Source organism: Motiliproteus sp. (genome assembly GCF_965230735.1).
Classification (GTDB): Bacteria; Pseudomonadota; Gammaproteobacteria; order Pseudomonadales; family Balneatricaceae; genus Motiliproteus.
The window spans coordinates 3,408,729-3,433,398 of record NZ_OZ246016.1 but is presented as its reverse complement, the minus strand read 5'-3'; the positions used below and the strand labels follow the sequence as shown (position 1 = coordinate 3,433,398).

Here is a 24,670-nt window from a genome sequence, read left to right as displayed (position 1 = left end):
AACACCATGGCAAGAATGAAGTTTCTGTGTGACTCCGAGCGCTGTATCGAGTGCAACGGCTGCGTCACCGCCTGTAAAAACGAGCACGAGGTGGAGTGGGGTGTAAACCGCCGCCGCGTGGTAACTATCAACGACGGCGAGCCCAACGAGGTCAGTCTGTCGGTGGCCTGTATGCACTGTACCGACGCGCCCTGTATGGCGGTCTGTCCGGTCGACTGCTTCTACCAGACCGACGACGGCATCGTGCTGCACGACAAGGACGCCTGTATCGGCTGCGGCTACTGCCTGTTCGCCTGTCCGTTTGGCGCGCCACAGTTCCCGCAGGAAGGGGCCTTCGGCGATCGCGGCAAGATGGACAAATGTACCTTCTGTGCCGGTGGTCCGGAGGAAGATCACTCCGTCGCCGAGCGTGAGAAGTACGGCCGCAACCGGATCGCCGAAGGCAAGCTGCCGCTGTGCGCCGAGATGTGCTCGACCAAGGCGCTGCTGGCCGGTGACGCCAATGACGTCTCTGATATCTACCGCGAACGGATTATCGCGCGGGGGTCCAACAAGGGCGCCTGGGGCCAGAACCTGGCCTATAACGCCGCCGGTAGAAAGCGCTGATCCAACCCCGGGTTCTATCGCCTGACTGCGGCGGCTGTCGGGTGATTAGAGCGGCACAGGGAGGTGCCACCATTGGTTTAGGCCGGTGGAGTCTCTGAAGGATGGGAACCCGGTTCCGCTTTTCTACTGACCAGTTAAGACGACTGCATGACTGGATCAGTGCCTCAGGGTTAGGCGAACGCGGGTGAAAAAGCGCAGTTTACCGAGAGTAAATGAGCATTTTGAACCCGCGATCAACGACGCACTGTGGTGCTGAGACGGTTATGCAGGGGCTTAAATTCAAACGCGCTTGGCTTGTGGGAGGAGTCTGGCGCGCAGTCAGAGGTCATTATGAATCTGAAACATCAACCGATGCAGGCGATGCCCGGTTGGCTGAACCACAGCCTGATGGCGGTGCTGTTGTACGTGCTGGTTATCTGGTTATTGGGGATAACCAGCGCGGTGCAGGCGGCTCAAGCGGCCAACACGGCCAATAGCGCCAGTGCGATGGCCGGGGCAGTCACAGGCACCACTGTTGGTAATCGAGGCGCTGATTACTGGCGTCAGGTCACCCGTGGCGAGAGCGGTTATTCAACCCACCGGCATGATGAAGCCGGGGTGCTGATCAACCGCAGTGGTGAAGACTGGCGCTTGCTGCGTAACGACACCATCAAAACCTACGGTGCCTGGGCGCTGGGGGTGACGCTGATCGGCCTGGTGCTGGTCTACCTGTTGTTCGGTGCCAACAAGCTGGATTCGCCCCGCAGTGGGCGCACGGTGGAGCGCTGGAAGCGGGTCGACCGTTACCTGCACTGGACCGTGGCGGGGCTTTTTATCGTGCTGACCATCACCGGGCTGAGCATTCTGTACGGGCGCCATTTCCTGCCCGAACTGATGGGTAAGGGCGCGTTTGGCAGCTATATGTCGCTGGGTAAACTGCTGCACAACTACCTGGGGGTGCTGTTCGCGATCACGCTGGTGATCATGCTGTTGAAGTGGCTGGCCAACAACCTGCCGACCGTCACCGATATCCAGTGGTTCCTGCAGGGCGGTGGCATGATCAAGGGTAAACACCCTCATGCCGGCTACATGAACGGCGGCGAAAAACTCTGGTTCTGGGTGCTGTTCCTGGGTGGGGTGGTGCTGATGCTGTCGGGGCTGGTGCTCGACTTCCCGGCCTACTTCGACAACCGCGACGACTTCCAGCTCGCCAACCTGTTCCATGCCGTCTCGGCGCTGGTGCTGATCTGCGGTGCCACCGCCCACGCCTATATCGGTAGCGTCGGCACCGAAGGGGCGCTGGAGGGGATGACCACCGGCCAGGTCGACGAAACCTGGGCCAAACAGCATCATGACCTCTGGTATGAACAGATCAAGGCCGACGCCTCAGACGGTAAGGCCAACGACTAACCGACCGGTCGTCTCCTGGCTCAGGCCCTCATCGGGAGATGATCGAAGGTTAGGTGGAACGTAGAGGCTCCTATCGTTCCGCAGCTTAAGACCCTGTAGATCCGTGGATCTCACCTTTTGCGCAGCCCGATGGGCTGCGTTTTTTTTGGTTTGTGGAAGGGCTAGTCAGCTATAACCACCGTCACATCTCCAGTCAACGTCTCATACCGAAACGACAGCCCATCGAGCGCCCGGTAGCTATAGACACAGACATCATTCACTTCGCGGGTGACGCCGTAATCGGTGGTGGGGTCATTGCGGGAGGCGGTCAGGCCGCTGTTGAGTAGCACCGGCCAGATATCTTCACAGTCCGCTGCGCTGTCGGCGTTGATCACCACGTCTGAGCCGGCATAGCTCTGGGCCGGCCAGCCCTGGGCGTTGAAGTCGACCTGGCCGTCGGTGCCGCTGCCGTGCAGTTGGACATCGTTGCGGCCATCATGCGAGCTGGGGGAGCCCAGCGACACCCATTTGGATCGGGCCAGATTCACCGCGGTGGCGAAGGCCGCAGCGGTGGCTTCGTGGCTGGCGATATGGGCCTCGCGGTCCAGATCGGCAAAGCGGGGCAGGGCCACGGCGGCGAGTATGCCCAGCAGGGCGATCACCACGATCAGTTCGATCAGGGTAAAACCGGATTGTGGTCGGGATAGTGGCTTCATTGTCGGAAGGTTGGTTGTCTGATCAGCATTTTTTACTGATTTATCAAGCCAGTAGCATACCCCGTCCGACTAAAAAAGAAACAGTTTTTGATATCCTCTGTTACATAAAATAAATGGAATATAGCTGTTCGGTGATCAGGTAGCGATCGCCACGGTGGTGTCGAATTTCTCCCGTCGCAGCGAGATCAACGAGCGAAACTTGCTGACATGGGGGTCGCTGGAGAGGTCGCGACGGGAGAAGGTCTCGTAGGCCTGCATATCGGCCACCTGGACCACCAGCACAAAATCCACCTCGCCGGTTACTTCGTAGCACTGGCTGACCTCGGGGGCGGCCCGCATCTTGCGGACAAAGGCATCGTAGACATCCAGTTGATCCCGCAGCATCTCCACCTCGACGATGATATTGAGTTGCTGGCCCATCTTTAGCGGGTCGAGCAGGGCGACATCACCGAGGATCACGCCACTCTGGCGCAATTTTCTGACCCGACGAAGACAGGCCGGCGGCGACAGTCCAACCCGCTCGGCCAGGTCCTGATTGCTGATGCGGTTGTCGCGCTGGAGCTGGTCGAGAATACGACGATCGATACGGTCAAATTCCATGATTAATTAAATTTCTTATCGATGGGTTTAAAGTTAATAAATATTTCTTAGAAATTAAAAGTACGTAATTTAAGTCTAATTTGTTCGACAATAAAGAAATCATAGAACAAACGGAGTGGCTAGACTAACCGCCTTCAACGTACCACTGAACTTGCTGTTGTAGAGGTTAATCCGATGTCCACCACACTGACCCTTCATGGCTTTATCCATGACACCATCCCGAGCCTGGTGAAGGAGATCTATGATGTCAGCGCGACGCTGTTCAAACTGATGATTCCGATCATCATCATCGTCAAGATTCTCGAAGAGCTGGGTGCGATCCCCTATATCAGCAAACTGCTGGAGCCGCTGATGAGCCTGGTGGGACTGCCGGATTCGATGGGTCTGGTGCTGACTGCAAACCTGCTCAGCAACATGTATGCCGGGATGCTGGTGTTCTATCAGATGGCGCCGGAGGAATCCTTGACGGTGGCCCAGGTGACCGTGCTGTGCGGCATGATGTTGATTGCGCATTCATTACCGGTGGAGGTTCGAATCGCCCAGAAGGCCGGCATGCGACTGGCAGTGGCGCTCGGGATTCGGCTCGGTGGCGCATTGCTGTTCGGCGTTTTACTGGATCAAGCCTACCGCTGGGGCGGCTGGTTGCAGCAGCCGGTGGAGCTGAGTTGGACCCCGCCGCCGATCGACGACAGTTGGAGTGGCTGGCTTGTCGCCCAGGCGCAGAGTCTGGCGATGATCGTGGTGATCATCGGCGCCCTGATCAGCCTGTTACGGCTGCTTCGCTGGCTGCATATCGAGCGGCTGATGATCTGGCTGCTGCAACCGGTCCTGCGCTTGCTGGGGATCTGCCCCAAGGCGACCTCGCTGACCATTATCGGTATCACTTTGGGGTTGGCGTTTGGCGGCGGGCTACTGATCCGCGAAGCGCAGAGCGGCCGGATCAGTCGCCGGGATGTGTTCTCGGCCCTGTGCCTGCTGAGTCTGTGTCACAGCCTGATCGAAGACACCCTGCTGGTACTGCTGCTCGGGGCCGACCTGTCCGGGGTGCTGTGGGCCCGGTTGGTGTTCAGTCTGGTATTTGTCGCGGTGATGACCCGCCTGATCTACCGCACCAGCGACAGCTTCCAGGAGCGGTTCCTGTTCTATTCGATCCGTGAGGAGCAACCGGCCGCTAAAGCCTGAGACGAGAACTGATCGGACCGGCGCCCGCATTGATCGCGGTGCGCCGGAAGTCGTAATCAGCCGAAGTCCATCGTGACGACAATGCGTTTGTCACCCTGGCTGACAGCCGGGGAGCGATGAACGGCGCCGCGGCCTTCGTTACCGATCCAGCCGTCGCCTTTAAGCAGCACGATATCGCCTTCAGCGACCTGCTCGATCTCGGTATCCGCAGAGTATAGCCCTGACCTGTCGTCGCTGAGCCCCTGGTTACCGGCACCGAGCTTGCTGCGATCCAGAACCCGGTTGTGAAGCCATTCGGTACCCAGGCCGAGGTAGGTGGTGACCAGACGGCAGCCGAGCTTGTCGGTGTGGAAGCGGGGACACATGGCGCGATCCAGCACCTGAACCCGCAGGCCAACCTCTTCCAGATCGAACAGGCAGCTGTAGAGCTCCATCAGCAGCATCAGATCTGTGATAAAGGCCGACTGGCCTTCCAGCACCGGAAACGACTCGGTCAAGGCTTGCTGGGACCTTGCCTGGCGAAATACGGCCCGCATCGAGAAGTCGGGCTTGGCCGCGATCAGTTGCCGGCAATAGTGCTGAACCTGAGACGCCAGTGGGCGCTGTAGTACCACCAGATTGATTGGGTCGTCATAAATCCTGGTCAGGATCTCGATCGAATCACCAATTGCCGAATTGGAGTGAGCTTCAGGGTTGATCTGCGTGGGGCTGCTCTTAGGACTATACAGCGTTGTCTCGGGATTATTGCTGGAATCGATTGAAGTCGCTGGATCTAGCTTGATTTGCTCGGCCGTCTGCACACTCACCACCTCTTTGAGTAAAGATGTAATGATATAACATAATTAACGATATTGGTTGTATTGGGTGCTGTTCGATGTCGGGATCACCGCATCATTATTTGTGCGCTATGACTGATAAGCGGTTTGAAGCAGTGGGTGGGGGCGCAAGCTTGGTATTGAAAGGCGAGGTTAGCCTTGGTGATCTTCGGGGAGCGGGCATTCGCTCCATTCAGGATGGCGTGGTTCGAGAAACCCTATGGGTTTGCAGGCTTTCCCAAGCTGCAAGCAAAAAAAAGCCCTGAATGATCAGGGCTTTTTGTTAGTCACGTTTTCAGTGATTAGATACGTGCGGCCGGGATAGCCTGAGGAGCTACGCTCAAGTCTTCGCTAGGCGGAGCGAAAGAGGTCAGGTTGATACCGTCAACGGCGTCTTTGTACTCTTCCAGAGTCGGGAAGCGACCCAGGATACAGGACAGGACAACCATTGGGGTAGAGCCCAGCAGGGACTCACCTTTCTTCTCAGGAGTGTCTTCTACAACACGGCCCTGGAACAGGCGGGTAGAAGTCGCCAGCACGGTGTCACCCGCTTCGGCTTTTTCCTGGTTACCCATACACAGGTTACAGCCAGGACGCTCCAGGTACAGGATGTTCTCGTACTTGGTACGCGCTTCTTCTTTTGGATTCTCGTCAGAGAATTCGAAGCCGGCGTATTTCTCCAGCAGCTCCCAGTCGCCTTCGGCTTTCAGCTCGTCAACGATGTTGTAGGTCGGCGGCGCAACAACCAGAGGCGCTTTAAAGGTGATAGGACCTTTCTTCTCCAGGTTGCGCAGCATCGCAGCGATGATCTGCATATCGCCTTTGTGAACCATACAGGAGCCGACGAAGCCCAGGTCAACCTGGCGACCGTTGTAGTAAGAGGTCGGACGGATCACATCGTGGGTGTAACGCTTAGAGACGTCTTCGTTGTTTACGTCCGGGTCAGCGATCATCGGCTCGTCGATGGCGTCCAGGTCAACAACCAGCTCAGCGTAGTACTTAGCGTTGTCGTCCGGAGCCAGAGCGGGCGCTTCGCCGGATTTCACTTCAGCGATACGCTTGTCAGCCAGCTCGATCAGGCCGTGCAGCATGTTAGCGCTGTTTTCCATACCCTTGTCGATCATGATCTGGATGCGGGACTTAGCCAGTTCCAGAGACTTGATCAGGGTTTCGTCGGTGGAGATACAGATAGAAGCTTTCGCTTTCATCTCTGCAGTCCAGTCGGTGAAGGTGAAGGCCTGGTCAGCCAGCAGCGTACCGATCTGTACTTCGATAACACGGCCCTGGAAGACGTTTTCGCCAGCGAACTTCTTCAGCATCTGTGCTTGAGTGGCGTGCACGATGTCACGGAAGTCCATGTGAGGCTTCATAGAACCTTTAAAGGTTACTTTGACAGACTCAGGGATCGGCATGGCCGCTTCACCGGTGGCCAGTGCCAGAGCAACGGTACCGGAGTCAGCACCGAAGGCGACACCTTTAGACATACGGGTGTGAGAGTCACCACCGATGATGATGGCGCGGTCGTCAACGGTGATGTCATTCAGTACTTTGTGAATAACGTCAGTCATTGAGTGGTAAACGCCTTTCGGGTCACGTGCAGTGATTACGCCGAACGCGTTCATGAATGCCATCAGCTTAGGCGTGTTGGCCTGAGCTTTGGCATCCCATACAGAGGCGGTGTGACAACCGGACTGGAAAGCACCGTCAACAGTAGGGGAAATAGTAGAAGCCGCCATGGCTTCCAGTTCCTGACAGGTCATAGGACCGGTAGTGTCCTGAGAACCGACGATGTTCACTTTCACACGAACGTCAGAACCGGTGTGCAGAGGAGTCTGAGAAGTCACACCAACCGCGTTACGGTTGAAGATCTTCTCAACAGCCGTCAGGCCCTGGCCTTCAATAGAGATCTCTTTGGACGGTGCGTAAACAACCGGCGCTTCAACGCCCAGAGTTTCGGCAGCAAACGTCTGCAGTTTCTTACCGAATACAACCGCGTAAGAACCACCGGCTTTCATGAATTCCACTTTTTGGGGAGTGAAAGCGTCGGCAACATCAGACAGCTCTTCGTCACCGTTGTAAAGCTTCTTAGCCTTAGTGTCGATGGTCAGAACCGTACCAGTGGCTACGGAGTAAGCTTCTTCCAGTACCGGGTCGCCGTTTGCATCACGTACGATTTCGCCGTTTGCATCGGTTTTCTTAACCCAGTTTTTCAGGTCCAGACCGATACCGCCGGTTACACCAACAGTGGTCAGGAAGATCGGAGCGATACCGTTAGTACCCGCTACAACCGGCTTGTTGTTTACGAACGGAATGTAGGGAGAAGTTGGCTCACCTGCCCAGAGTGCCACGTTGTTAACACCGGACATACGGGAAGAACCTACGCCCATGGTGCCTTTTTCAGCAATCAGCATCACTTTAGCGTTAGGGTGCTTTTTACCCAGTTCAACGATTTCCTGCTGAGCTTCCGGTGAGATCATGCACTTGCCGTGCAGTTCACGGTCTGCACGGGAGTGAGACTGGTTACCCGGAGAAAGTAGGTCGGTAGAGATATCACCCTCTGCGGCGATGTAGGTAACAACATCGATTTTCTCTGGAATATCGTCCAGCTTGGTGAAGAACTCCGCTTTGGAGTAGCTTTCCAGAATGTCTTTAGCGATGGCATTGCCCGCTTTGTAAGCGTCAGCCAGACGCGCAGTGTCAGCGTCGTACAGGAAAACCTGAGACTTCAGGACTTCGCCAGCGGCAGCAGCTTGTGCGTCGTCAGACAGTGCGATATCCAGCAGCGCTTCAACAGAAGGACCGCCTTTCATGTGAGACAGTTGCTCAAGCGCGAATTCGGGAGAGATCTCCGCAACAGTTTCTTTACCCAGGGCGATGTCTTTCAGGAAAGCCGCTTTAACACCAGCCGCAGGAGTCGTACCAGGCAGGGTGTTGTAGATGAAGAAGTTTAGAGAAGCTTCGCGCTCGGCATTACCCGTGTCTTTAATTTGGGCAATGATTTCAGACAGCAATTCAGCGCTATCGATTGGTTTTGGGTTCAGACCCAGGTCGTTTTTACGAACCTCAATCTCTTGTAGGTACTCGGAATAGTAGCTCATGGCGTCCAACGTCTCACTTGATTAAATCTGGTTATGATTTAACGGCGGATTATAAAAAAAAAGTCACAAACAGCTCAATGAAAACTAGTTGAATGCAGCTTATACTCGATATAAGCCAGATAAATGTGAATAAAATCAATTAGCTACGAATGCTATACATTGGTTGTAGCAATACGAGAAGGTAATAAAAGGGTACAGCTATCTTCTCGATGAAAATAATAATCATTTGGTGAGTTGATTGGTTTTTATTTGGCGTGGCTAAGGCGAGTCCATCGTGTTTTATTTATCTGGTTGGCTAGAAATTAGAAGCCATGCATCAACCCGTGAGTCTCACAATCTCTCTCGCTTTGACAGTCTCCTCTTTTCATACAGTCCTTGCCAAGGACGCAAGTGACGAGCCGCAGGATTGGGCTTCGAATACCTCATCGACAAGCTCACTTTTGAAATTTCATGACAGCGCGGCTCATGGCTCTGTGCATGTCACCTGCAGGATGGGGCGGGTTGCGTAGAAATGCCGCTAATTCACATCTGAAGATAATCGGCAAACCCTGCCAATCAGATGAGCGACTTAAAAAAAACAGCCGGTTAGGGAACCTACGAATAAGTCCTTGCTAGCTTCTGGCTTTCAGCTTGGTTCGCAATCCAGACGCAGTTTTGAAGCAATGTCTAGACCTTGCAAAAAACTGCAACGCAGAGTGCGGATCAAGCTGAAGGCCCGCAGGGCAAGGCCTGAAGTACACAATTTCGTCGTTGCAACCTTTGCTAAGGGCGATGGCCATTAGCTGCAGCTCGCGCCTAGAACTTGCGTACTTCAGGCACTTGCAGAAGCCGCAGGGACTTGTTCGGAGGTTCCTTAGGCTGTGCTGTCGATGAGGTCGAGAAATCTCTAAATGGATCTGGTTTCGTTTTTCACACCCTGGATCCGATCGCTAACCAATAGAGCCGCTCCAAAATCAATCTGTACTAGCAAATGGTCTTAGATTGTATGTAATTTAGACGAAAGTATGCCCGTTTTTGTTGATTTGAGCAGCTTTGTGGCTAAAATTGTCGACAATCTTGAGTCGGTGACGATTTGTCTTGCAAGAAATGGCGTTTACTGCGCCGGGTGAGAGTAACGATGCTCCCCGCGACATTGTTATCTGCACAGACATGACTTCTGTTGATCATATCGATGAATCAGCACTACCAAACGTTGTTAAGGATGGTTGCACACCGATCATAGAATCACTCGAAGGAATGGCGGTTTGTTTGACGGCTGACGCTATAACCGACAAGGGTTTCGAGAAGCTCCGATAAAAACCGGAGGCTCGTGCAATAAAGGTTGTAGGTTCAGAAATGTCCTGTATGCGAAAGGTATAAAAATATGACAAGTCTTCTCGATTTTGATCCATCCAGTTCGGTTAGAACACTTCCCGGAACGGAGCACAGTTACCATAGCCTTCCGGATACTGCAGAGCTGTTTGGTATCAAGCTCGATGAACTACCTTTTTCTCTTCGCCCTATTCTGGAAGGTATCGCCCGGAACGTTGGCCAAAACGGCATAACGGCTGAGCAGGTTCAGGCGCTTGGCGGCTGGGCAGAACATCAAGGCAAACAGCCTATTGAAATTCCTTTCACGGCAGGTCGCGTCATCATGCACGACCTGAGCGGCACACCCGCCATCGTTGATTTTGCCGCCATGCGTTCGGCGGTTCAGCGGATGGGCCTGGATCCTGCCATTATCGAACCTCTGGTGCGCGCCGACCTGGTTATCGACCATACCGTGACCATGGACAACACCGGTAGCCCGGCGTCTCTTCGAATCAATGGTGAGCTGGAAGCGGAACGAAACAAAGAGCGTTATGCCTTCCTGAAATGGGGTGCACAGGCATTTGACACCATCCGGATTATCCCCCCGCAGACCGGTATTGTGCATCAGGTTAATCTGGAATATCTGGCTCAAGGCTATCTCAACATGAATGGTCTGATGGTACCGGATACGCTGATTGGCATGGACAGCCACACGCCAATGGCGAACGCGCTGGGTATCGTGGGTTGGGGTGTCGGTGGTATTGAAGCGGGTGCTTCGATGCTGGGTCAGCCGATGCAGATGCTGGCACCGGAAGTGGTTGGTGTTGAGCTGACAGGCGCACTCAGAGAAGGTGTTACTGCAACTGACCTGGTACTGACCATCACCGAAATGCTGCGTAACTATCCGGGTGGCGTTGTTGGCAAATTTGTTGAGTACGTCGGTGAAGGCACGGCGAACCTGTCCCTGCCTGACCGTGCGACCATCGCCAATATGTCGCCTGAATATGGCGCCACCATGGGCTTCTTCCCGTTTGACGAAATCTCTGCCGAGTACCTGAGAGCCACCGGTCGCGATAGCGAACTGCCACTGGCGTTCTACAAGGCACAGAATATGGCCTGGACGCCGGGTCAGGCGCTGCCGAAATATACCGATCTGCTGCATCTGGATCTATCGACGGTTGAACCTTCCGTGGCGGGCCCGAAAAAGCCTCAGGATCGTCTGCCGCTGGCTGAACTTGGCAATGTGTTCAGCAAAGCCGCCGCTGAAGGTGAGCGTACCCCTGAAGTGGTCAAGGTGACGCCAATGAAGGCCGACGAGGCGGGCATTTTCGAGCCGCAGCCTGAAAGAGAGTTAAAAGACGGCGATATCGTGATTGCTGCCATCACGGCCTGTACTAACACCTCCAACCCCGGCCTGCTGATTGCGGCGGGCTTGCTGGCCAAGAAAGCCAATGAACTGGGTATGAAGGTACCGGCCGGCGTCAAGACCTCTCTGGCCCCCGGGTCACCCGTTGCTACCGACTTCTTGACCAAGGCCGGACTGCAACAACATCTGGATGCATTGGGCTTTAACACCGCCGGTTACGGTTGTACCACCTGTGTGGGTAACTCAGGTCCGCTGGCTCCAAGCATCGAAGATGCACTGCAAAACCACGACATTATCGCGGCGTCGGTTCTGTCCGGTAACCGTAACTTTGAAGGTCGTGTACACCCGGATGTGGATACCAACTTCCTGATGTCACCACCGTTGGTTGTTGCCATGGCGATGGCAGGCAATGTGAATATTGATGTCACCACGCAGCCACTGGGTCAGGATGCCAGTGGAAACGATGTGTTCCTGAAAGATATCTGGCCAAGCAACGCTGAAATCACTCAGACCATGCATGAATGTATGGATCCGAAAGCGTTCCGGGAAACCTATGAGAACTCTCTGGATGGCCCGGCTACTTGGCAGAACCTGGAATCTCCGACTGGACCGGTTTATGACTGGGCGCCGGATTCAACCTATATCCAGGAGATCTCGTTCTTCGACGGTTTCTCACTGGAAACGCCGGCAGATTCACTGAACAACATCTCCGGTGCGCGCATGCTGGTGATGTGTGACGACAACACCACCACCGACCATATCTCACCGGTCAGCCGTATCCGCCCGGATTCTCCTCCAGGTGAATACCTGAGCTCACAAGGTGTTGCCGACAGCGACATGACCTCGCTCGGCGCGCGTCGTGGTAACCACCACGTGATGCTGCGCAGTATTTTCGGCAACGTCAAAGCCAGAAACCTGCTGCTGCCGGGCACCACGGGCGCGGTAACCAACTATTACTCGTCTGACAGTGCACCTGCGCAAATGTCCATTTACGACGCGGCTGAGCGTTACCGTAACGAAGGTACGTCCACCGTTGTGTTTGGCGGCAAGCTCTATGGCACCGGGTCATCACGCGACTGGGCGGCGAAAGGGCCTGCGTTGCTGGGTGTTAAAGCGATCATTGCGGAAAGCTTTGAGCGTATTCACAAATCCAATCTGGTGGGCATGGGTGTTCTGCCGCTGCAATTGCCGGAAGGGGTGACACGGGCTTCTCTGAATCTGGATGGTACCGAAACCTTCGACTTGAATGGCATCGATACCCTGGAACCACGAGGCACTGTCGGTCTGACGATCAACAGAGCGGATGGCTCGTCACAGCAGATTGAGCTGCTGTCGCGCGTTGATACTTCATCCGAGCTGGATCAAATCCGTCACAAAGGCATCTTGCCGATGGTTCTTCGCGATATCATCGCCGCGAATACCTAACCCCAGTTCTGCTTTGTCGGAATCAAAAAACCGCCGTTTATCGGCGGTTTTTTTTGGCGGCGGCTATCTCCAAGGTGGAGCTAGACGGCTCGTCTTGTGGGTGGTGCTCAGGGCTCAGGCGTAGTGCTTTTCCCGAGACATTCTACCGATACCGGGATTGAAGGAGTTGGTCGGGTCACAGTCTTTGTAGTGTGCAGCGAGGTCTTCCTTGGCGACGTAAAGATGGCCGACATTATGCTCGGCCGGGTACTCGATACCCCGCTGATCCAATAGTTTGAGCATCTCCGCCTTCAGCGCTTTGACATCGACGCCTTTCTTGACGATGTAGTCATGGTGGAAGACGTGGCACATCATGTGGCCGTAGTAGACCTTCGCTACCAGCTTGTCGGTGATTTCCTTGGGCAGTTGCTCCCGCCAATTCAGATCATTGCGCGGCAGCGCAATATCCAGGGCCAAGATATCCTCAACCTGATCGGCATGCACGTGGCCGTAACGGACTGCCGCTCCCGCCGCGGCGAAGCGATGCAGACCGGCAATTTTCGCTTCGCGCGGTGTACAGGCTATGAAGTCCGCGTCGTCTCTTCCTTCAAAGAGTTCTGGCAGCAGCTTCTCGGCTTCGGTAATGCCGCCATCATGCATTTTCAGGATCAGGTGATGCTCAAACCGGTCGCGGTAATCGCGCATGAACTTAGGCAAGTGCTGCGGCCACAGACGCATCGCAAACTGCATGAATTTATCGGTGAATCCTCGGGTCAGTGAAAATTTGTTCAACCGCGCGTCCACTGCGCCTTTGAGCGCGAACACCGCAGGCAACCGATCGGTGCCCAGCTTGTCGATCATCACCAGCGTGTCTTTGCCGTATTCGGCGGCAATATCGAAACACTCGCGGTGCACGTACTCGGCAGATACCGGCAAGGTTTCAAATTCGGTCAGAATGCGTCGGCGCAGTTCGGTGATGTCGTCGGGGTTGTTGGTGCCGATGTAATAGGTGCGCTCCTCCTCATTTTGCGGATAGGTATCGAGGCGGATCGCAAAGACGGCGAGTTTTCCGGCGCAACCGGAGACCTCATGGAGAAGGCGGTCGTCATTATTGTAGCGAGAGGGTAGCGGGCTTTCGACGTCCCGCAGGATCGCATCGTAATCGGTATCGGACGCCTTCTTGCCGGCAGGCGCTGCGCTGTCTTTGTCGTAATCGCCGGCCTCCAGGCGCGTCAGGATCTCTTCAGGGGTGTCGCCCAGCTCAATGCCCAGGTGGTTGACGAGGCGCAGCTTACCGTCTTCGCCAACCTGGGCGTAGAGCGACAGTTCGGTATAAGCCGGACCGCGCTCGCAGAGTGCACCGCCGGAATTGTTGCAGACCCCACCGAGAATTGATGCGCCGATGCTGCTGGAGCCGATGACCGAATGAGGCAGGCGCTTGAGCGGACGCAGCAGTCTTTCCAACGCAAACAGTGTCGCGCCAGGGAAGCTCAGTACCTGCTTGCCGCCTTGCAGGCAGTGGATCGCATCCATACGCATGGTGTTGATCACAACCACGTCGCGGGCATAGCTCGATTTCGGCGTCGACCCTTCGGTGAGGCCGGTATTGGCGGCTTGGAAGATCACAATCTTATCTGCGGCGACGCTGGCCTGCAGGACCTTCCATTGTTCCAGCAGTGTCCCAGGTTTGACCACACAGAGGGCCTGACCCTCACCCGAACGGAAGCCTTTGCGGAAACGTTCTGATTTCTTATCGCCGCTGATGCAGTATTTGGTTCCGACTATCTCAGTCAGCCTGGCGATCAAAGCTTCGTTGTTCATTTAAATCTCCTCAGCGTTCCGTCATCGAGAATTGGAGGCCTTAAGCCCAGGGTTCTCGTCGTTGGTTTTTTTATAGGTTTGGAGTTTAAAGAGAGCGGTATGCTAAATTAACAGCAACAAAGGAACTTGATAGTTTCTATATCTTTGCTAATTGGCTGAGCCGCCAGGAAGCTGTTTGATGCGCGTTGATGATCTGATGTTATTTGCCTTGGTGGTGCGGCTGAAATCCTTCCGCGCAGCAGCCGATCAACGGGGTGTGGCCAGTTCGGTGGTCAGCAAGCATATCTCACGACTGGAGTCGGACCTCGGTACGCAACTGTTGCGCCGCAGCACCCGCAAGCTCAATCTGACCGAAGCTGGCGAGCTGCTTTATCGACACTGCCAAACATTGGAGCAGAATGTCGAAATGGCCAGTGAAGAGCTAAGCGCCTACCGTGCCGAACCCAGTGGTGTGCTGCGTATCAGCGCGCCGGGTGTGTCTGGTCAACTGTTTCTACCGAAAGTGATTCGCCGGTTTATGGCGCGCTACCCGGAAGTGGAAGTCGACATGGTGATTCAGGATCGCTTCGATGATCTGATCGAGCAGGGCTTCGATCTGGCGATTCGAACCGGCACTCTGGAGGATTCGAGCCTGATCTGTAAACGGCTGGTGACTTCCTGCTGGCACGCTTTCGCCTCGCCCGCCTATCTGCAACAGCACGGCGCACCCCAATCGTTGGAGGAACTGGCTGAGCACGAGTGCCTGCTGTTCAGCCATCAACAGACCGGCGAAGCAGACTGGCCCTGTATCTCGCCGGAGGGTGAGACCTCGGTTCGGGTCAACGGCCGCTTTCGGGCCAACTCGCTGCTGGCGCTGTGTGAAGCGGCGTTGGATGGGATGGGGATCGCTTTTCTGCCGCTCTATATGGTGCGGCACGAGCGGGCTAGCGGCGATCTGGTGCCGGTGATGGAAAGCCTGCTGTATCGACGGGTCGGTATCTACGCACTCTATCCCCAGAGCCGCTACCTGCCACCGAAAACCCGCGCCTTTATCGAGCTGCTGGAGGCGATGTTTGCCGAAGAAGAGGCCCTTTTCCGGCATTAAGCCACGGCTTGTCAGTTAAGCTCGTTGGACAGCTTCTTATAGCCCTCGACCAGCCAGTGGTTGGCGGCCACCACCGACTCGGAGAACGAGGAGTAATCCGGCGGTACCTGCTCGATCTGGCTAAGGTCAAAGTCCGGTCCGATATGGATCATCGGCGGGACATGCATCTTGGCCGGCAGATCCAGACCATCGATCACACAGTTGTGTCGGATCACGCAGCCGTCGTTGATATGGGCGCGGAAGATGACGCTGTTGAAGCCGACAAACACATCATCGCCGACCTCGCAGGGGCCGTGGATAATGGAGCGGTGGGCGATGGAGGTACGTTGACCGATGGTGACCGCCGCCCCGGATTTTGAGTGGATCACCACGCCATCCTGAATATTGGAATCGCGACGAATGATGATCGGCTCCATGTTGCCGTCGGCGTCCACCTCGTCGGCTCGGATTACCGCGTAGGGGCCGACAAAGACATTCTCTTCGATGATCACATGGCCGCAGATGATGGCGGTGGGATCGATAAAGGCTTTCTCTGAGACCTGGGGACTCAGGCCGGAGGGGTTCTTGCGCAGCATGATTTAGTTCTCTGTTGTGAATTTCTGATCGATAACGACGGCGTTATGGGCGTGTAGGCTCTCCTGGTGCTCGACCTTGAACCAGTAGTCGCTGATCTGGGCCTGGTTTTCGAGGCAGGTTTTCACCCGCCGGGCGGCGTCTTCACAGAACATCAGGTTCTCCGCGTTCAGGCGGGCAAAGTCCTGCTCGTCGCTGCGCTTAACTGCCGTCTGTACCGGGGTGCCGAGGGCTTCCTCGATCCTATCGATCAGGGTGCTGAGGTCGGGGAAGGCACCGTCGGCCAGCTGCAGCTGCAGGTAGGCGTAGGAGCGCTGGCTATGGGGTGTGGCGATGGAGCCAGCTTCGGATTGAATCCACTGCAACAACGCCTGCTTGTCGATAGCGTCACCGGAGAATTGCCGGTCGACCGCTTCGCTGTAGAGTTGCCGGGACAGAGAGGCGGAACAGGGGCAGGTGCTGGAGTAGGGGATCGTCAGTTCCAGCTCCAGCTTCAGCTGATCATCGATCCGCTCGGCATTGATCACCGCCGGATAGGATTGATAGCCCTGCTGCTGACTCCTGAGCGAGTCGCGCTGCAGCAGCAGATCAAAACTCAGTGTGATTCGTGCATTCCGGCTGATGCCCTGCTGGGATTCGACCATCAGGGCCAGCAGCTGCGTCAGTGATTCATGGGTCAGCGATTGGTTGGCCAGAAAACGGTTCATCTCCAGATAGAGACGGGACATATGGATGCCCTTCACATCCGGGCGGTCCAGGCTGACATAGAGGTCGGCCTTGGCGCTGAGATTTAGCGAACGGCCATCGGCCAGATCCAGTCGGATCGGCAGGGCGATCTGTTCCATCCCGACCCATTGGAGAGTGAGGGAGTGCGAAGCCGAATGTTGAGATGCCACATCCGGCAGTGGCTTTGGATTGAGCATAAAAAATAAATCGTTAGTGAGAAAATTGGAGCGCTGATGCGGAGGCGTCCGTACACAGCTGTTGGCCATCAAAGGCCTGGATACCGTTGACCCAGGTGGAGAGAATCCGGGATTGGAATCGCTGGCCGTCGAAGGGTGACCAGCCGCAGTGATAGCGGCTCGTTCCATGACGGGTTTCGGTGCCGCCTTCGGGATCGACTAACACCAGATCGGCAAAATAGCCTTCACGCAGGAATCCCCGCTCGACGATGCCATAGCGCAGGGCCGGGTTATGGGCAGTTTTTTCGACCACCTGGGTCAGGCTCAGGCGCTGGTGATGGACATGATCCAGCAGACTCAGCAGGGCCTGCTCCACCAGCGGTAACCCCGCTGGCGCCTGCATAAACGACTGCTGCTTCTCCTCCCAGGTATGGGGAGCATGGTCGGTGGCGATGATGTCGATCTGTCCGCTATGCAGCGCCTGGATCAGCGCGTCCCGATCCGTCGACGATTTGATCGCCGGGTTGCATTTGATCAGGTTGCCCTTGCGCGCGTAGTCCTGATCGCAGAACCATAAATGATGAACACAGGCCTCGGCGGTGATCTGTTTTCCGATGATTGGGCCGGGTTCAAACAGGCTGAGTTCCTTCTCGGTGGTGATATGCAGGACGTGCAGCTGGCTGCCGAATCGCCTGGCCAACTCGACCGCATAGGAGGATGAGGCGTAGCAGGCTTCGGCGGAGCGGATGATCGGGTGATCTGAGATCGTCGGCATCCTGTCTTGGTTACGGTAGCGCTCCAGATTGTGCTGGATCACCGGACCGCTCTCGCAGTGGGTCACGATCAAGACCGGACTGTGCTGGAAGATCCCATCCAGTGCGACCGGATCTTCGACCAGCAGGTTGCCGGTGGAGGCGCCCATAAAGACCTTGACGCCGCAGTGGCGGGACGGATCCAGACGCTGAATCTGGTCGAGATTGTCGGGGGTGGCGCCCAGATAGAAGGCATAGTTGGCCAGCGAATGACGTTGCGCGATCTGATACTTCTGATCCAGGGCGTCGAGAGTGGTGGTGGCTGGATTGACGTTGGGCATCTCCATAAAACTGGTGATACCGCCGGCAACCGCCGCGCGGGATTCGCTGGCGATGGTGCCCTTGTGGGTCAGGCCGGGCTCACGAAAGTGGACCTGGTCATCGATCATCCCCGGCAGCAACCAACGACCTTCGGCCTCGATCACCTGCTCGTTGGCCTGGGCGGGGATTTCAGCGGCGATCTGGTCGATCCGCTGATCACGGATTCGCAGGTCGGCAACGATCTCGCTGCCTTCGTTGATCAGCGTCGCCTTCTTGATAAGGGTCGTGTTGTTAATCAGCGTGGACTTCATGGCAGGGAGGCATCTCCCTGGATCACCACCTGATCTTTCTCGGGCACCACCTCCAGATAGAAACAGGCAGGACGGCCGGTGTGGCAGGCGGCACCGATCTGGTTGATTTGGCACAGAATCACGTCACCGTCACAATCGAGTGACATCCGAACCAGCTCCTGGATATGGCCGCTGCTCTCGCCCTTTACCCAATAGCATTGACGGCTGCGCGACCAATACACCATCCGCCCCGATTCAAGGGTTCGATCCAACGCTTCCCGGTTCATCCAAGCCTGCATCAACACCTCCTTGCTGGTGGCATCCTGCGCGATAACGGGAATCAATCCTTGATCATTGAACGCTAACCGGCTCAGTACATCCGCCAGTGGGAGGCTGTGGTTGTGGGCGTTGGTTTCGATACTCTGAAAAAACGCCTTGGTCATAAAGGCTACCTCTTGATTGCATGTGGATTCTGACCTTGATGCCAGGACGCGTCGGTTGTGGTTGGTCAGGGTTTATTAAAGTCGACATGTTATAACATAGCATTTTGGTAGTTAACTCAGTTATCAAATTTCTTAGTCTGTGATGAAGATTCGAATTGGAGATAAAACCGAAAGAGGCTGGAGCTGATCTGACTCGCGCCAGTAGAGAAATGCCGGCTGAACCGCGGGATGAAATGCGGTGATCAGCCGGTGAAGCGATTGCGTCAGTGGGTCGCTGGCTTGGCGGTATTGGCGGCTTTTAACCGCTGTTGGCGGGCTTCGAGTGGCTTCAGCAGCAGCATCAACAGAGTGCCCAGTACCATCACCGCTGCGGCCAGATAGAGGCCGATATTGTAGCTGCCGCTCTGTTCGGCCAGGATGCCGATCACCGCCGGCGCCAGGGTTTGGGCGGTGCCGTAGGCCAGCGTCATCTTGCCCATCATCTTGGCCGGACGGGATGGGTAGTAACGCCCGGCCATGGTCAGCACCAGGCTGACGACGGCGATAAAGGTGGCGCCGAACAGGATCGAGCCGAGAATGGCGCCGGTCAGATCCGGCTTCAGCAACGGCAGCAGGATGCCGAGAATCTGCAGGCCGCTGGCCAGCGCCAGCGAGTAGATGTAGCCCAACCGGCGGGCGATAAAGTCCCACAGGATACAGGCCGGTGCGGCGGCCAGGCCGATCACCATAAACACCCAGCCACCCTGACCGGCCATGCCCGGCAGCCCCTCGACGATCGCGGAGATAAAGGTGGTGCTGACCACGTAACCGACCCCCGCACAGAAATACGCCAGCATGAAGGTGCTGAAAAACAGCTTACCGGGCGGATTGTCCTGCATATGGGCCGCCTGGTTGGCGTGCGGATCCTGCTCGGGTTTCGGCATCCAGCGCCAGGCCGGAATCGCCAGCAGCAGCGCCAGCCCGCTCAGCAGCCACCACTGGCCGCGCCAGTCGACAAAGTGGGCGAACAGTTCGACCACCAGCGCGCTCAGTGCCACGCCCAGCCCGGCGCCGCTGAAATGAATGCCCAGCTCGTGGCGCAGCTTATGGCGCATCAGCCAGTTCAGAATTAGCCCTGCGCCCAGCAGCATCCCGGACACTCCCGCGACACCGGCGATAAAGCGCCAGAAGGCCCAGATCCAGAAGTTGTCGGTCAGTGCCATCGCCGCGGTACTGATCACCGCCATGATCAGGCCGATACGGTAGAGCTTGTCTTTGAGCTGCAAGTCGCTGATCAGCGAGGCGACCACGGCGCCACAGAAATAGCCGAGGTAGTTGATCGCCGCCAGCCAGCCGCCCTCGGCCAGTCCCAGTCCGGCCTGTTGCTGCATCAACGGCAACAACGGGGTATAGGCAAAGCGGGCGATGCCCAGGGTCAGCAGCAGGCTCAGTATGCCGGCACCCAGTACCTGGTAGCGTTGGCGGGCGGTGTCCATTCCGGTCTCTCCTGCATATTGGGGTAAATGGGCAGATGGGTTTGAGTTGTGAACACCAAAGGTAAATAATCCAACCTATCTCTACAAATGAATATTAGAGATTCAAATGTTCTCTAATGCAGATTTTTGGATGAAGTTATGGAGTTGCAGGCGTTAAGGACTTTTCTGGCGGTGGTGGACGAGGGCGGTGTCCAGGCCGCTTCCAAAGCGTTGCATACGGTGCAGTCCAATGTCACCAGCCGGATCAAGCGGCTGGAGCAGGAGCTGGGAACCGAGCTGTTTTACCGCCGGGGGCGGGGACTGGCGTTGTCGCCGTCCGGCAAAGAGCTGGTCAAACACGCGCGGCAGCTGCTGCAGCTGGAAAATACCGCTTCGATGGCGGTACGCCAGGTGGGTGAGCAGACCGGCGAACTGCGGATCGGCACGATGGAGACGTTCGCTTCGTTCCGGCTACCCGGGGCATTGAAACAGCTTCGCCAGCAGCATCCGGGGGTGCAGTTCCGGATCGAGAGTGAGACCTCGGCGGCCCTGTTGGAGCGGCTGCTGGCCCACAAGATCGATTGTGCTTTTGTCGGTGGTGCGGTGGATCATCCCGAGTTACTGGCCACCCAGGTGCTGACCGAGGAGTTGGTGCTGGTCCACGGCAAGGGGGTTCACACCGAAGAACCGGCGTTGATCCTGTTCCGCGAGGGCTGCGTCTATCGTGAACGGGCGCTGATCTGGCAACGCCAGAGCGGCTTTGCCGGGGGGCGGGTGATGGAGCTGGGGACGCTGGACGGGATTATCGGCTGCGTCAGTATCGGCTTGGGCTCGACCCTGATGCCGCGCTGGGTGGTGGAACAGAGTCGCTACCGTGATGAGCTGCTGGTGGAACCGATTGAGCCGCAGCTGGCGCGGGTGCCGACGCTGATGGTGCGACACCGGATGGGAGCGGCCCTGACGGCGCTGGAAACGCTGGAGCGGGCGGTAGCCGCTCAGGCCCGGGCGGCCTGAGCGGTCATTTTGATGGAGGCGCGATCAGTGACTCAGGACTTCAGCGACTTCAGCAGTTCTGTGGCTTCGGCCTTGTCATCGAACTGGTACTGCATCAGGGACTCCAGCAAGGCAATCGCCTTCTCCCGTTGGCCGGTTTTGGCCAGCGCGGCGGCGTAGTGATACTGCACCGTCGGGTTTGGCAGAGCGGCGGCGGCCTGCTCCAGCAGCGGAAGCGCCTTCTGGGGTTGCTGCTCCAGCAGAATCCACCCCAGGGTATCGCCGATCGCCGGCTGGTTCGGCGCCAACTGGTAGGCCCGTTCGGCTGTTTCCAGTGCCCGTGAATCGCCGATCTGTTGGTACACCCAGGCGAGATTGTTCAGCGCCACGATGTGATCCGGGTTGAGCGTCAGCAGCCGTTCATAGGCCGAGACTGCATCGCCGGGTTTGCCTCGCTGCAGCAACTCGGCCTGGAACAGCATCCCGGCCTGGTCACGGGGGAAGCGTTGCAGGTGGTGATCCAGAAAGGCGACTGCCCGTTCGCGGTCCTTCAGTGCGATGGCGCGGGACAACCGTGCCGCCAGCAGCGGCGAGGGACGGCTGTCATAGGCCTGGCGATAGTGCTGGGTGGCTTCGTCGGGACGCCGGAGCAGACGCAAGGCGTCGCCTCGATACATCAGCGTCAGTGAATCCCGGCGTAGCCGGTCGATAAAGCGGTCACTGCGGGCCAGCACCGCTTCGGGCTGCTCCAGCGTCAGTAACAGCTGCAACAGCCGGAGCTGGGCCGGCAGGTAGTCGGGTTGATTATCGACCAACTGCTCCAACTGCACCCGGGCGCTATCGAGTTTGCCGTCGGCAACCTGCTGTTTGATCGCGATCAGGGCAAAAGCCGGCTCGTTGGGGAAGCGGGTGCGGATCGACGGCAGTAGTTCGGCGATCCGGTCCTGGCGCTGCAAGCGATTGAGTAGCGCCAGATAGAGCTTGGCGGCTTCCTGCGACCGTTGGCGCTGGTAAAAATCATCGGCCAGCTCGATCGCTTGCTCCGGTTGTTGGCGCTGCAGCGCCAATTCGATCAGCCCCTTGGTCGGGCGTGGATCGGCCGGTGCCAGGGCCTGTGCCTGGCGGTAGTAGTCGAGGGCCTTGTCCGGCTGTTGCTGGAAGCGGGCCAGCTGGGCCAATCCCAATAGTGCGCCGAGGTGCTCGGGCTGCTCGCGGTGTAGTTGATTCAGGAGCTGATCGGCGGCGGGGAAGTTGCTCAGTTGAATCTCCAGAATGGCGGCCAGTAACTGGTAGCTGGCACGGTTCTGGTCTGTCTCGATCCGTTGCTGCAGCAGCTGTCGGGCCTTGTCGGGGTTGTCCGCCTTGAGGTAGGCGCGTACCAGCAGCGAGTCGGTCTGCAGATCGGCCTTGCCTCCCTGTGCAACGATCCCTTCGAGACGGCTGATACCGGCATCCAGTTCGCCGCTGAGAATCTCCGAGATGGCCAGCGGTCGACCGGCGCGCCGTTCATCACCGGCCTGCATCGCCTGGCGGAAGTAGCCGGTGGCGGCTTCGGTATCGCCGCGCTGCAGGCTCAGGGCTCCGGCCAGCGAATAGACCTGGGGTGGAATCTGGTCATCATCGAGCAGCGGCGCCAGCGCCGACTGTGCCTGGTCGAAGCGTTGCTGGGCGATGTAGTAGCGCACCAGCGCCAGGCGGGTGGCGCGATGCTGCGGATGGCGGGTGAGGTTGCGCGACAGCAGGTTCTCGGCCTGGGAAAGGTTGCCCAGTTGCAGGTGGGTGTAACCGGTCAGGTAGCCGACTTCCGGGTGGCGATCAAAGCGCTGGCTGAGCGGATCGAGAATATCACGGGCCTTTTCCAGTTCACCCGCTTGCAGGTAGAGGGCGGCGGAGATCTGCTGGGCGTCGGGTAGTCCGGGGGCCAGGCTCAGCAGCTCGTCGACCTGTCGGCGGGCCAGTTCCAGCTCGCGCTGCTGCAGCAATGCACGGGTCTGCCCCAACTGGGCGGCAAGGTGCTTGGGTTGTTCGACCAGCAGGGCTTCAAACCACTTTCGAGCCCCTGCCGGATCGCCGAGTTGCAGTTGGATCTGTCCCAGCAACAGTTGCGCCGAATAGGCCGAGTCGGTTGATTCCGGGTTGGACAGTTCGGCCCGGGACCTTCTGATCGCCTCATCCGGTTGCCGTTGCAGCAGCGCCAGACGTGCCAGACTGAGGTTGATTTCGCCGCTGGGGAGGAGGGCTTCAGCGGCCTGGTAGGTGGCTTCGGCCTGCGCCAACTGACGCATCGCCTGATAGCTGTGCCCCAGTAGCAGTAACCGCTCCGCCTCCAGCTCGGGCTGTTCAAACACCAGCGTCAACAGGTGTTGCTGGACGGCTTCAGCCTGCCCCTGCAGCAGTTGTACCCGGGCCTGCAGCAGCGGCAGTCGCGGAGATTCGGCGTTCAGTTGGCGGGCGCGACGCAGCTCCTTGTCGGCACCTTGCAGATCACCCCGCTTGAGGTACAGCTCACCCAGCAGCAGACGTCCCTGGGCGTGCTCGGGATTTTCGCTGAGCAGGTTTTTCAGTTCGATCACGGCGGCACGCTCGTCACCCTGGCGCTGGTACTCCAGTGCGCTCTGATAGAGGGTTTCGTTGGCCAGGGCCGTGACTGTGGCACCGGCCAGCAGCAGTGACACTACGGCGGGTTTGATCCGATTGAGCATTAAGGTCCTTCTCCTACGCTGATCAGTTTAGAGGGCAGAGTAACCCAGTTACGCCCAGAGGTCAGGGGTCGGCAGGCGATTGAGCAGCTGAGAAATCTAATAATAGTTTTTAGCTATCAAAATAATTGAAACAATAGATTTCAAAAATTATCAGCGAAATCCTAAATTACAGCTGTGTTTACAACTTATCCGCGATAACTCAACCGTACTTGGAGAAAACCATGTCTAACTCGCTGATCAATACCGAAATCAAGCCGTTCAATGCGCAGGCTTTCCACCAGGGCAACTTTATCGAAGTGTCCGATGCCGACCTGAAAGGCAAGTGGTCCGTTGTGTTCTTCTACCCGGCCGACTTCACCTTTGTTTGCCCGACCGAGCTGGGCGATCTGGCCGACTACTACCCGGAACTGCAGCAGATGGGCGTTGAGGTGTATTCGGTATCGACCGACACCCACTTCACCCACAAGGCCTGGCACGACACCTCCGACACCATCAGCAAGATCAACTTCCCGATGGTCGGCGATCCGACCGGTCTGATCACCCGTAACTTCGAGGTGATGATCGAAGAAGCCGGTCTGGCCGAGCGTGGCACCTTCGTGATCGATCCGGAAGGCAAGATCCAGATCATCGAAATCAACGCCGGTGGTATCGGCCGTGATGCCGGTGAGCTGGTACGCAAGATCAAAGCGGCCCAGTACGTGGCGGCGCACCCGGGTGAAGTCTGCCCGGCGAAGTGGAAAGAGGGTGAAGAGACCCTGGCTCCGTCACTGGACCTGGTCGGCAAGATCTAAGCGGCGCTCTGATCACAGTCAGATCAGAGAAACCGGGACCGGCATGATGCCGGTCCCAACACCGGATTCTATACCTCCCCTGGACGTTCAGATTGCAGG

The 24,670-nt window shown here is 57.1% G+C and carries 18 protein-coding genes; 7 read left to right on the top strand and 11 right to left on the bottom strand.

The window, feature by feature from the left end:
• The first annotated feature begins 6 nt into the window (after nt 1-6).
• Together fdh3B and ACO05M_RS15750 are read left to right on the top strand one after the other, a co-directional pair.
• A complete protein-coding gene (gene fdh3B / locus ACO05M_RS15755; RefSeq protein ID WP_114695541.1) occupies nt 7-606 on the top strand; it encodes a formate dehydrogenase FDH3 subunit beta in 600 nt (199 codons plus the stop codon).
• Nucleotides 607-936: 330 nt separating this feature from the next.
• Nucleotides 937-1,995 (top strand): formate dehydrogenase subunit gamma, encoded by a 1,059-nt coding sequence (locus ACO05M_RS15750; protein WP_421864966.1) that lies wholly within the window; start codon nt 937-939, stop codon nt 1,993-1,995.
• 161 nt (nt 1,996-2,156) lie between these two features.
• Here the strand turns inward: ACO05M_RS15750 and ACO05M_RS15745 are convergent, their stop codons facing one another.
• Both ACO05M_RS15745 and ACO05M_RS15740 read right to left on the bottom strand, forming a co-directional pair.
• Nucleotides 2,157-2,690 (bottom strand): pilus assembly FimT family protein, encoded by a 534-nt coding sequence (locus tag ACO05M_RS15745; protein ID WP_421864963.1) that lies wholly within the window; start codon nt 2,688-2,690, stop codon nt 2,157-2,159.
• Nucleotides 2,691-2,825: 135 nt separating this feature from the next.
• Nucleotides 2,826-3,290: an Lrp/AsnC family transcriptional regulator gene (locus tag ACO05M_RS15740; RefSeq protein ID WP_421864960.1), complete on the bottom strand. Its 465-nt coding sequence runs from the start codon at nt 3,288-3,290 to the stop codon at nt 2,826-2,828.
• Between the two features lie 174 nt (nt 3,291-3,464).
• Here ACO05M_RS15740 and ACO05M_RS15735 point away from each other — a divergent pair, with 174 nt between their 5' ends.
• Nucleotides 3,465-4,472: a nucleoside recognition domain-containing protein gene (locus ACO05M_RS15735; RefSeq protein WP_421864958.1), complete on the top strand. Its 1,008-nt coding sequence runs from the start codon at nt 3,465-3,467 to the stop codon at nt 4,470-4,472.
• Nucleotides 4,473-4,528: 56 nt separating this feature from the next.
• Here the strand turns inward: ACO05M_RS15735 and ACO05M_RS15730 are convergent, their stop codons facing one another.
• Together ACO05M_RS15730 and ACO05M_RS15725 are read right to left on the bottom strand one after the other, a co-directional pair.
• Nucleotides 4,529-5,272, bottom strand: coding sequence for a DUF1826 domain-containing protein (locus ACO05M_RS15730; protein ID WP_421864955.1), 744 nt, complete (start codon nt 5,270-5,272; stop codon nt 4,529-4,531).
• Between the two features lie 317 nt (nt 5,273-5,589).
• Nucleotides 5,590-8,385: a bifunctional aconitate hydratase 2/2-methylisocitrate dehydratase gene (locus tag ACO05M_RS15725; protein ID WP_421864952.1), complete on the bottom strand. Its 2,796-nt coding sequence runs from the start codon at nt 8,383-8,385 to the stop codon at nt 5,590-5,592.
• A gap of 1,363 nt (nt 8,386-9,748) precedes the next feature.
• On the opposite strand from ACO05M_RS15725, the gene acnA reads away from it, so the two are divergent.
• On the top strand, nt 9,749-12,466 hold the full coding sequence (gene acnA, locus ACO05M_RS15720) for an aconitate hydratase AcnA (protein WP_421864949.1): 2,718 nt from the start codon (nt 9,749-9,751) through the stop codon (nt 12,464-12,466).
• A gap of 114 nt (nt 12,467-12,580) precedes the next feature.
• On the opposite strand, the gene dld is transcribed toward acnA, so the two are convergent.
• Nucleotides 12,581-14,266: a D-lactate dehydrogenase gene (gene dld, locus ACO05M_RS15715; protein ID WP_421864946.1), complete on the bottom strand. Its 1,686-nt coding sequence runs from the start codon at nt 14,264-14,266 to the stop codon at nt 12,581-12,583.
• A gap of 178 nt (nt 14,267-14,444) precedes the next feature.
• On the opposite strand from dld, the gene ACO05M_RS15710 reads away from it, so the two are divergent.
• On the top strand, nt 14,445-15,350 hold the full coding sequence (locus tag ACO05M_RS15710; RefSeq protein ID WP_421864944.1) for a LysR family transcriptional regulator: 906 nt from the start codon (nt 14,445-14,447) through the stop codon (nt 15,348-15,350).
• Between the two features lie 11 nt (nt 15,351-15,361).
• On the opposite strand, the gene ACO05M_RS15705 is transcribed toward ACO05M_RS15710, so the two are convergent.
• The 5 genes from ACO05M_RS15705 to ACO05M_RS15685 form a co-directional block, all read right to left on the bottom strand.
• The gene (locus ACO05M_RS15705) at nt 15,362-15,925 is read right to left on the bottom strand and encodes a carbonate dehydratase (protein WP_114695554.1); all 564 of its coding nucleotides are present in this window, start codon (nt 15,923-15,925) and stop codon (nt 15,362-15,364) included.
• A 3-nt stretch (nt 15,926-15,928) separates the two neighbouring features.
• A complete protein-coding gene (gene folE2, locus ACO05M_RS15700; RefSeq protein WP_421864941.1) occupies nt 15,929-16,846 on the bottom strand; it encodes a GTP cyclohydrolase FolE2 in 918 nt (305 codons plus the stop codon).
• A 13-nt stretch (nt 16,847-16,859) separates the two neighbouring features.
• Complete coding sequence (locus tag ACO05M_RS15695; protein WP_421864939.1) at nt 16,860-18,209, bottom strand: dihydroorotase; 1,350 nt, start codon at nt 18,207-18,209, stop codon at nt 16,860-16,862.
• Nucleotides 18,206-18,631 carry a phosphoribosyl-AMP cyclohydrolase gene (gene hisI, locus ACO05M_RS15690; RefSeq protein WP_421864937.1) on the bottom strand — a complete coding sequence of 142 codons (426 nt, stop codon included), beginning with the start codon at nt 18,629-18,631 and terminating at the stop codon, nt 18,206-18,208. Before hisI ends, ACO05M_RS15695 begins: the two co-directional genes overlap by 4 nt.
• A gap of 263 nt (nt 18,632-18,894) precedes the next feature.
• A complete protein-coding gene (locus ACO05M_RS15685; RefSeq protein WP_421864934.1) occupies nt 18,895-20,106 on the bottom strand; it encodes a YbfB/YjiJ family MFS transporter in 1,212 nt (403 codons plus the stop codon).
• Between the two features lie 138 nt (nt 20,107-20,244).
• Between ACO05M_RS15685 and ACO05M_RS15680 the strand changes: the two genes are divergently transcribed.
• Nucleotides 20,245-21,099 carry a LysR family transcriptional regulator gene (locus tag ACO05M_RS15680; protein ID WP_421864931.1) on the top strand — a complete coding sequence of 285 codons (855 nt, stop codon included), beginning with the start codon at nt 20,245-20,247 and terminating at the stop codon, nt 21,097-21,099.
• A 32-nt stretch (nt 21,100-21,131) separates the two neighbouring features.
• Here ACO05M_RS15680 and ACO05M_RS15675 read toward each other — a convergent pair whose 3' ends face one another.
• On the bottom strand, nt 21,132-23,780 hold the full coding sequence (locus tag ACO05M_RS15675; protein ID WP_421864928.1) for a tetratricopeptide repeat protein: 2,649 nt from the start codon (nt 23,778-23,780) through the stop codon (nt 21,132-21,134).
• Between the two features lie 221 nt (nt 23,781-24,001).
• On the opposite strand from ACO05M_RS15675, the gene ahpC reads away from it, so the two are divergent.
• Nucleotides 24,002-24,571, top strand: a complete 570-nt coding sequence (gene ahpC / locus ACO05M_RS15670; protein ID WP_421864925.1) for an alkyl hydroperoxide reductase subunit C — start codon at nt 24,002-24,004, stop codon at nt 24,569-24,571.
• Nucleotides 24,572-24,670 lie beyond the last annotated feature (99 nt).

Coding starts and splice junctions, on each gene's coding strand:
- fdh3B (WP_114695541.1), top strand. CDS start 7: ATGGCAAGAATGAAGTTTCTGTGTGACTCCGAGCGCTGTATCGAGTGC.
- ACO05M_RS15750 (WP_421864966.1), top strand. CDS start 937: ATGAATCTGAAACATCAACCGATGCAGGCGATGCCCGGTTGGCTGAAC.
- ACO05M_RS15745 (WP_421864963.1), bottom strand. CDS start 2,690: ATGAAGCCACTATCCCGACCACAATCCGGTTTTACCCTGATCGAACTG.
- ACO05M_RS15740 (WP_421864960.1), bottom strand. CDS start 3,290: ATGGAATTTGACCGTATCGATCGTCGTATTCTCGACCAGCTCCAGCGC.
- ACO05M_RS15735 (WP_421864958.1), top strand. CDS start 3,465: ATGTCCACCACACTGACCCTTCATGGCTTTATCCATGACACCATCCCG.
- ACO05M_RS15725 (WP_421864952.1), bottom strand. CDS start 8,385: ATGAGCTACTATTCCGAGTACCTACAAGAGATTGAGGTTCGTAAAAAC.
- acnA (WP_421864949.1), top strand. CDS start 9,749: ATGACAAGTCTTCTCGATTTTGATCCATCCAGTTCGGTTAGAACACTT.
- dld (WP_421864946.1), bottom strand. CDS start 14,266: ATGAACAACGAAGCTTTGATCGCCAGGCTGACTGAGATAGTCGGAACC.
- ACO05M_RS15710 (WP_421864944.1), top strand. CDS start 14,445: ATGCGCGTTGATGATCTGATGTTATTTGCCTTGGTGGTGCGGCTGAAA.
- ACO05M_RS15705 (WP_114695554.1), bottom strand. CDS start 15,925: ATGCTGCGCAAGAACCCCTCCGGCCTGAGTCCCCAGGTCTCAGAGAAA.
- folE2 (WP_421864941.1), bottom strand. CDS start 16,846: ATGCTCAATCCAAAGCCACTGCCGGATGTGGCATCTCAACATTCGGCT.
- ACO05M_RS15695 (WP_421864939.1), bottom strand. CDS start 18,209: ATGAAGTCCACGCTGATTAACAACACGACCCTTATCAAGAAGGCGACG.
- hisI (WP_421864937.1), bottom strand. CDS start 18,631: ATGACCAAGGCGTTTTTTCAGAGTATCGAAACCAACGCCCACAACCAC.
- ACO05M_RS15685 (WP_421864934.1), bottom strand. CDS start 20,106: ATGGACACCGCCCGCCAACGCTACCAGGTACTGGGTGCCGGCATACTG.
- ACO05M_RS15680 (WP_421864931.1), top strand. CDS start 20,245: ATGGAGTTGCAGGCGTTAAGGACTTTTCTGGCGGTGGTGGACGAGGGC.
- ACO05M_RS15675 (WP_421864928.1), bottom strand. CDS start 23,780: ATGCTCAATCGGATCAAACCCGCCGTAGTGTCACTGCTGCTGGCCGGT.
- ahpC (WP_421864925.1), top strand. CDS start 24,002: ATGTCTAACTCGCTGATCAATACCGAAATCAAGCCGTTCAATGCGCAG.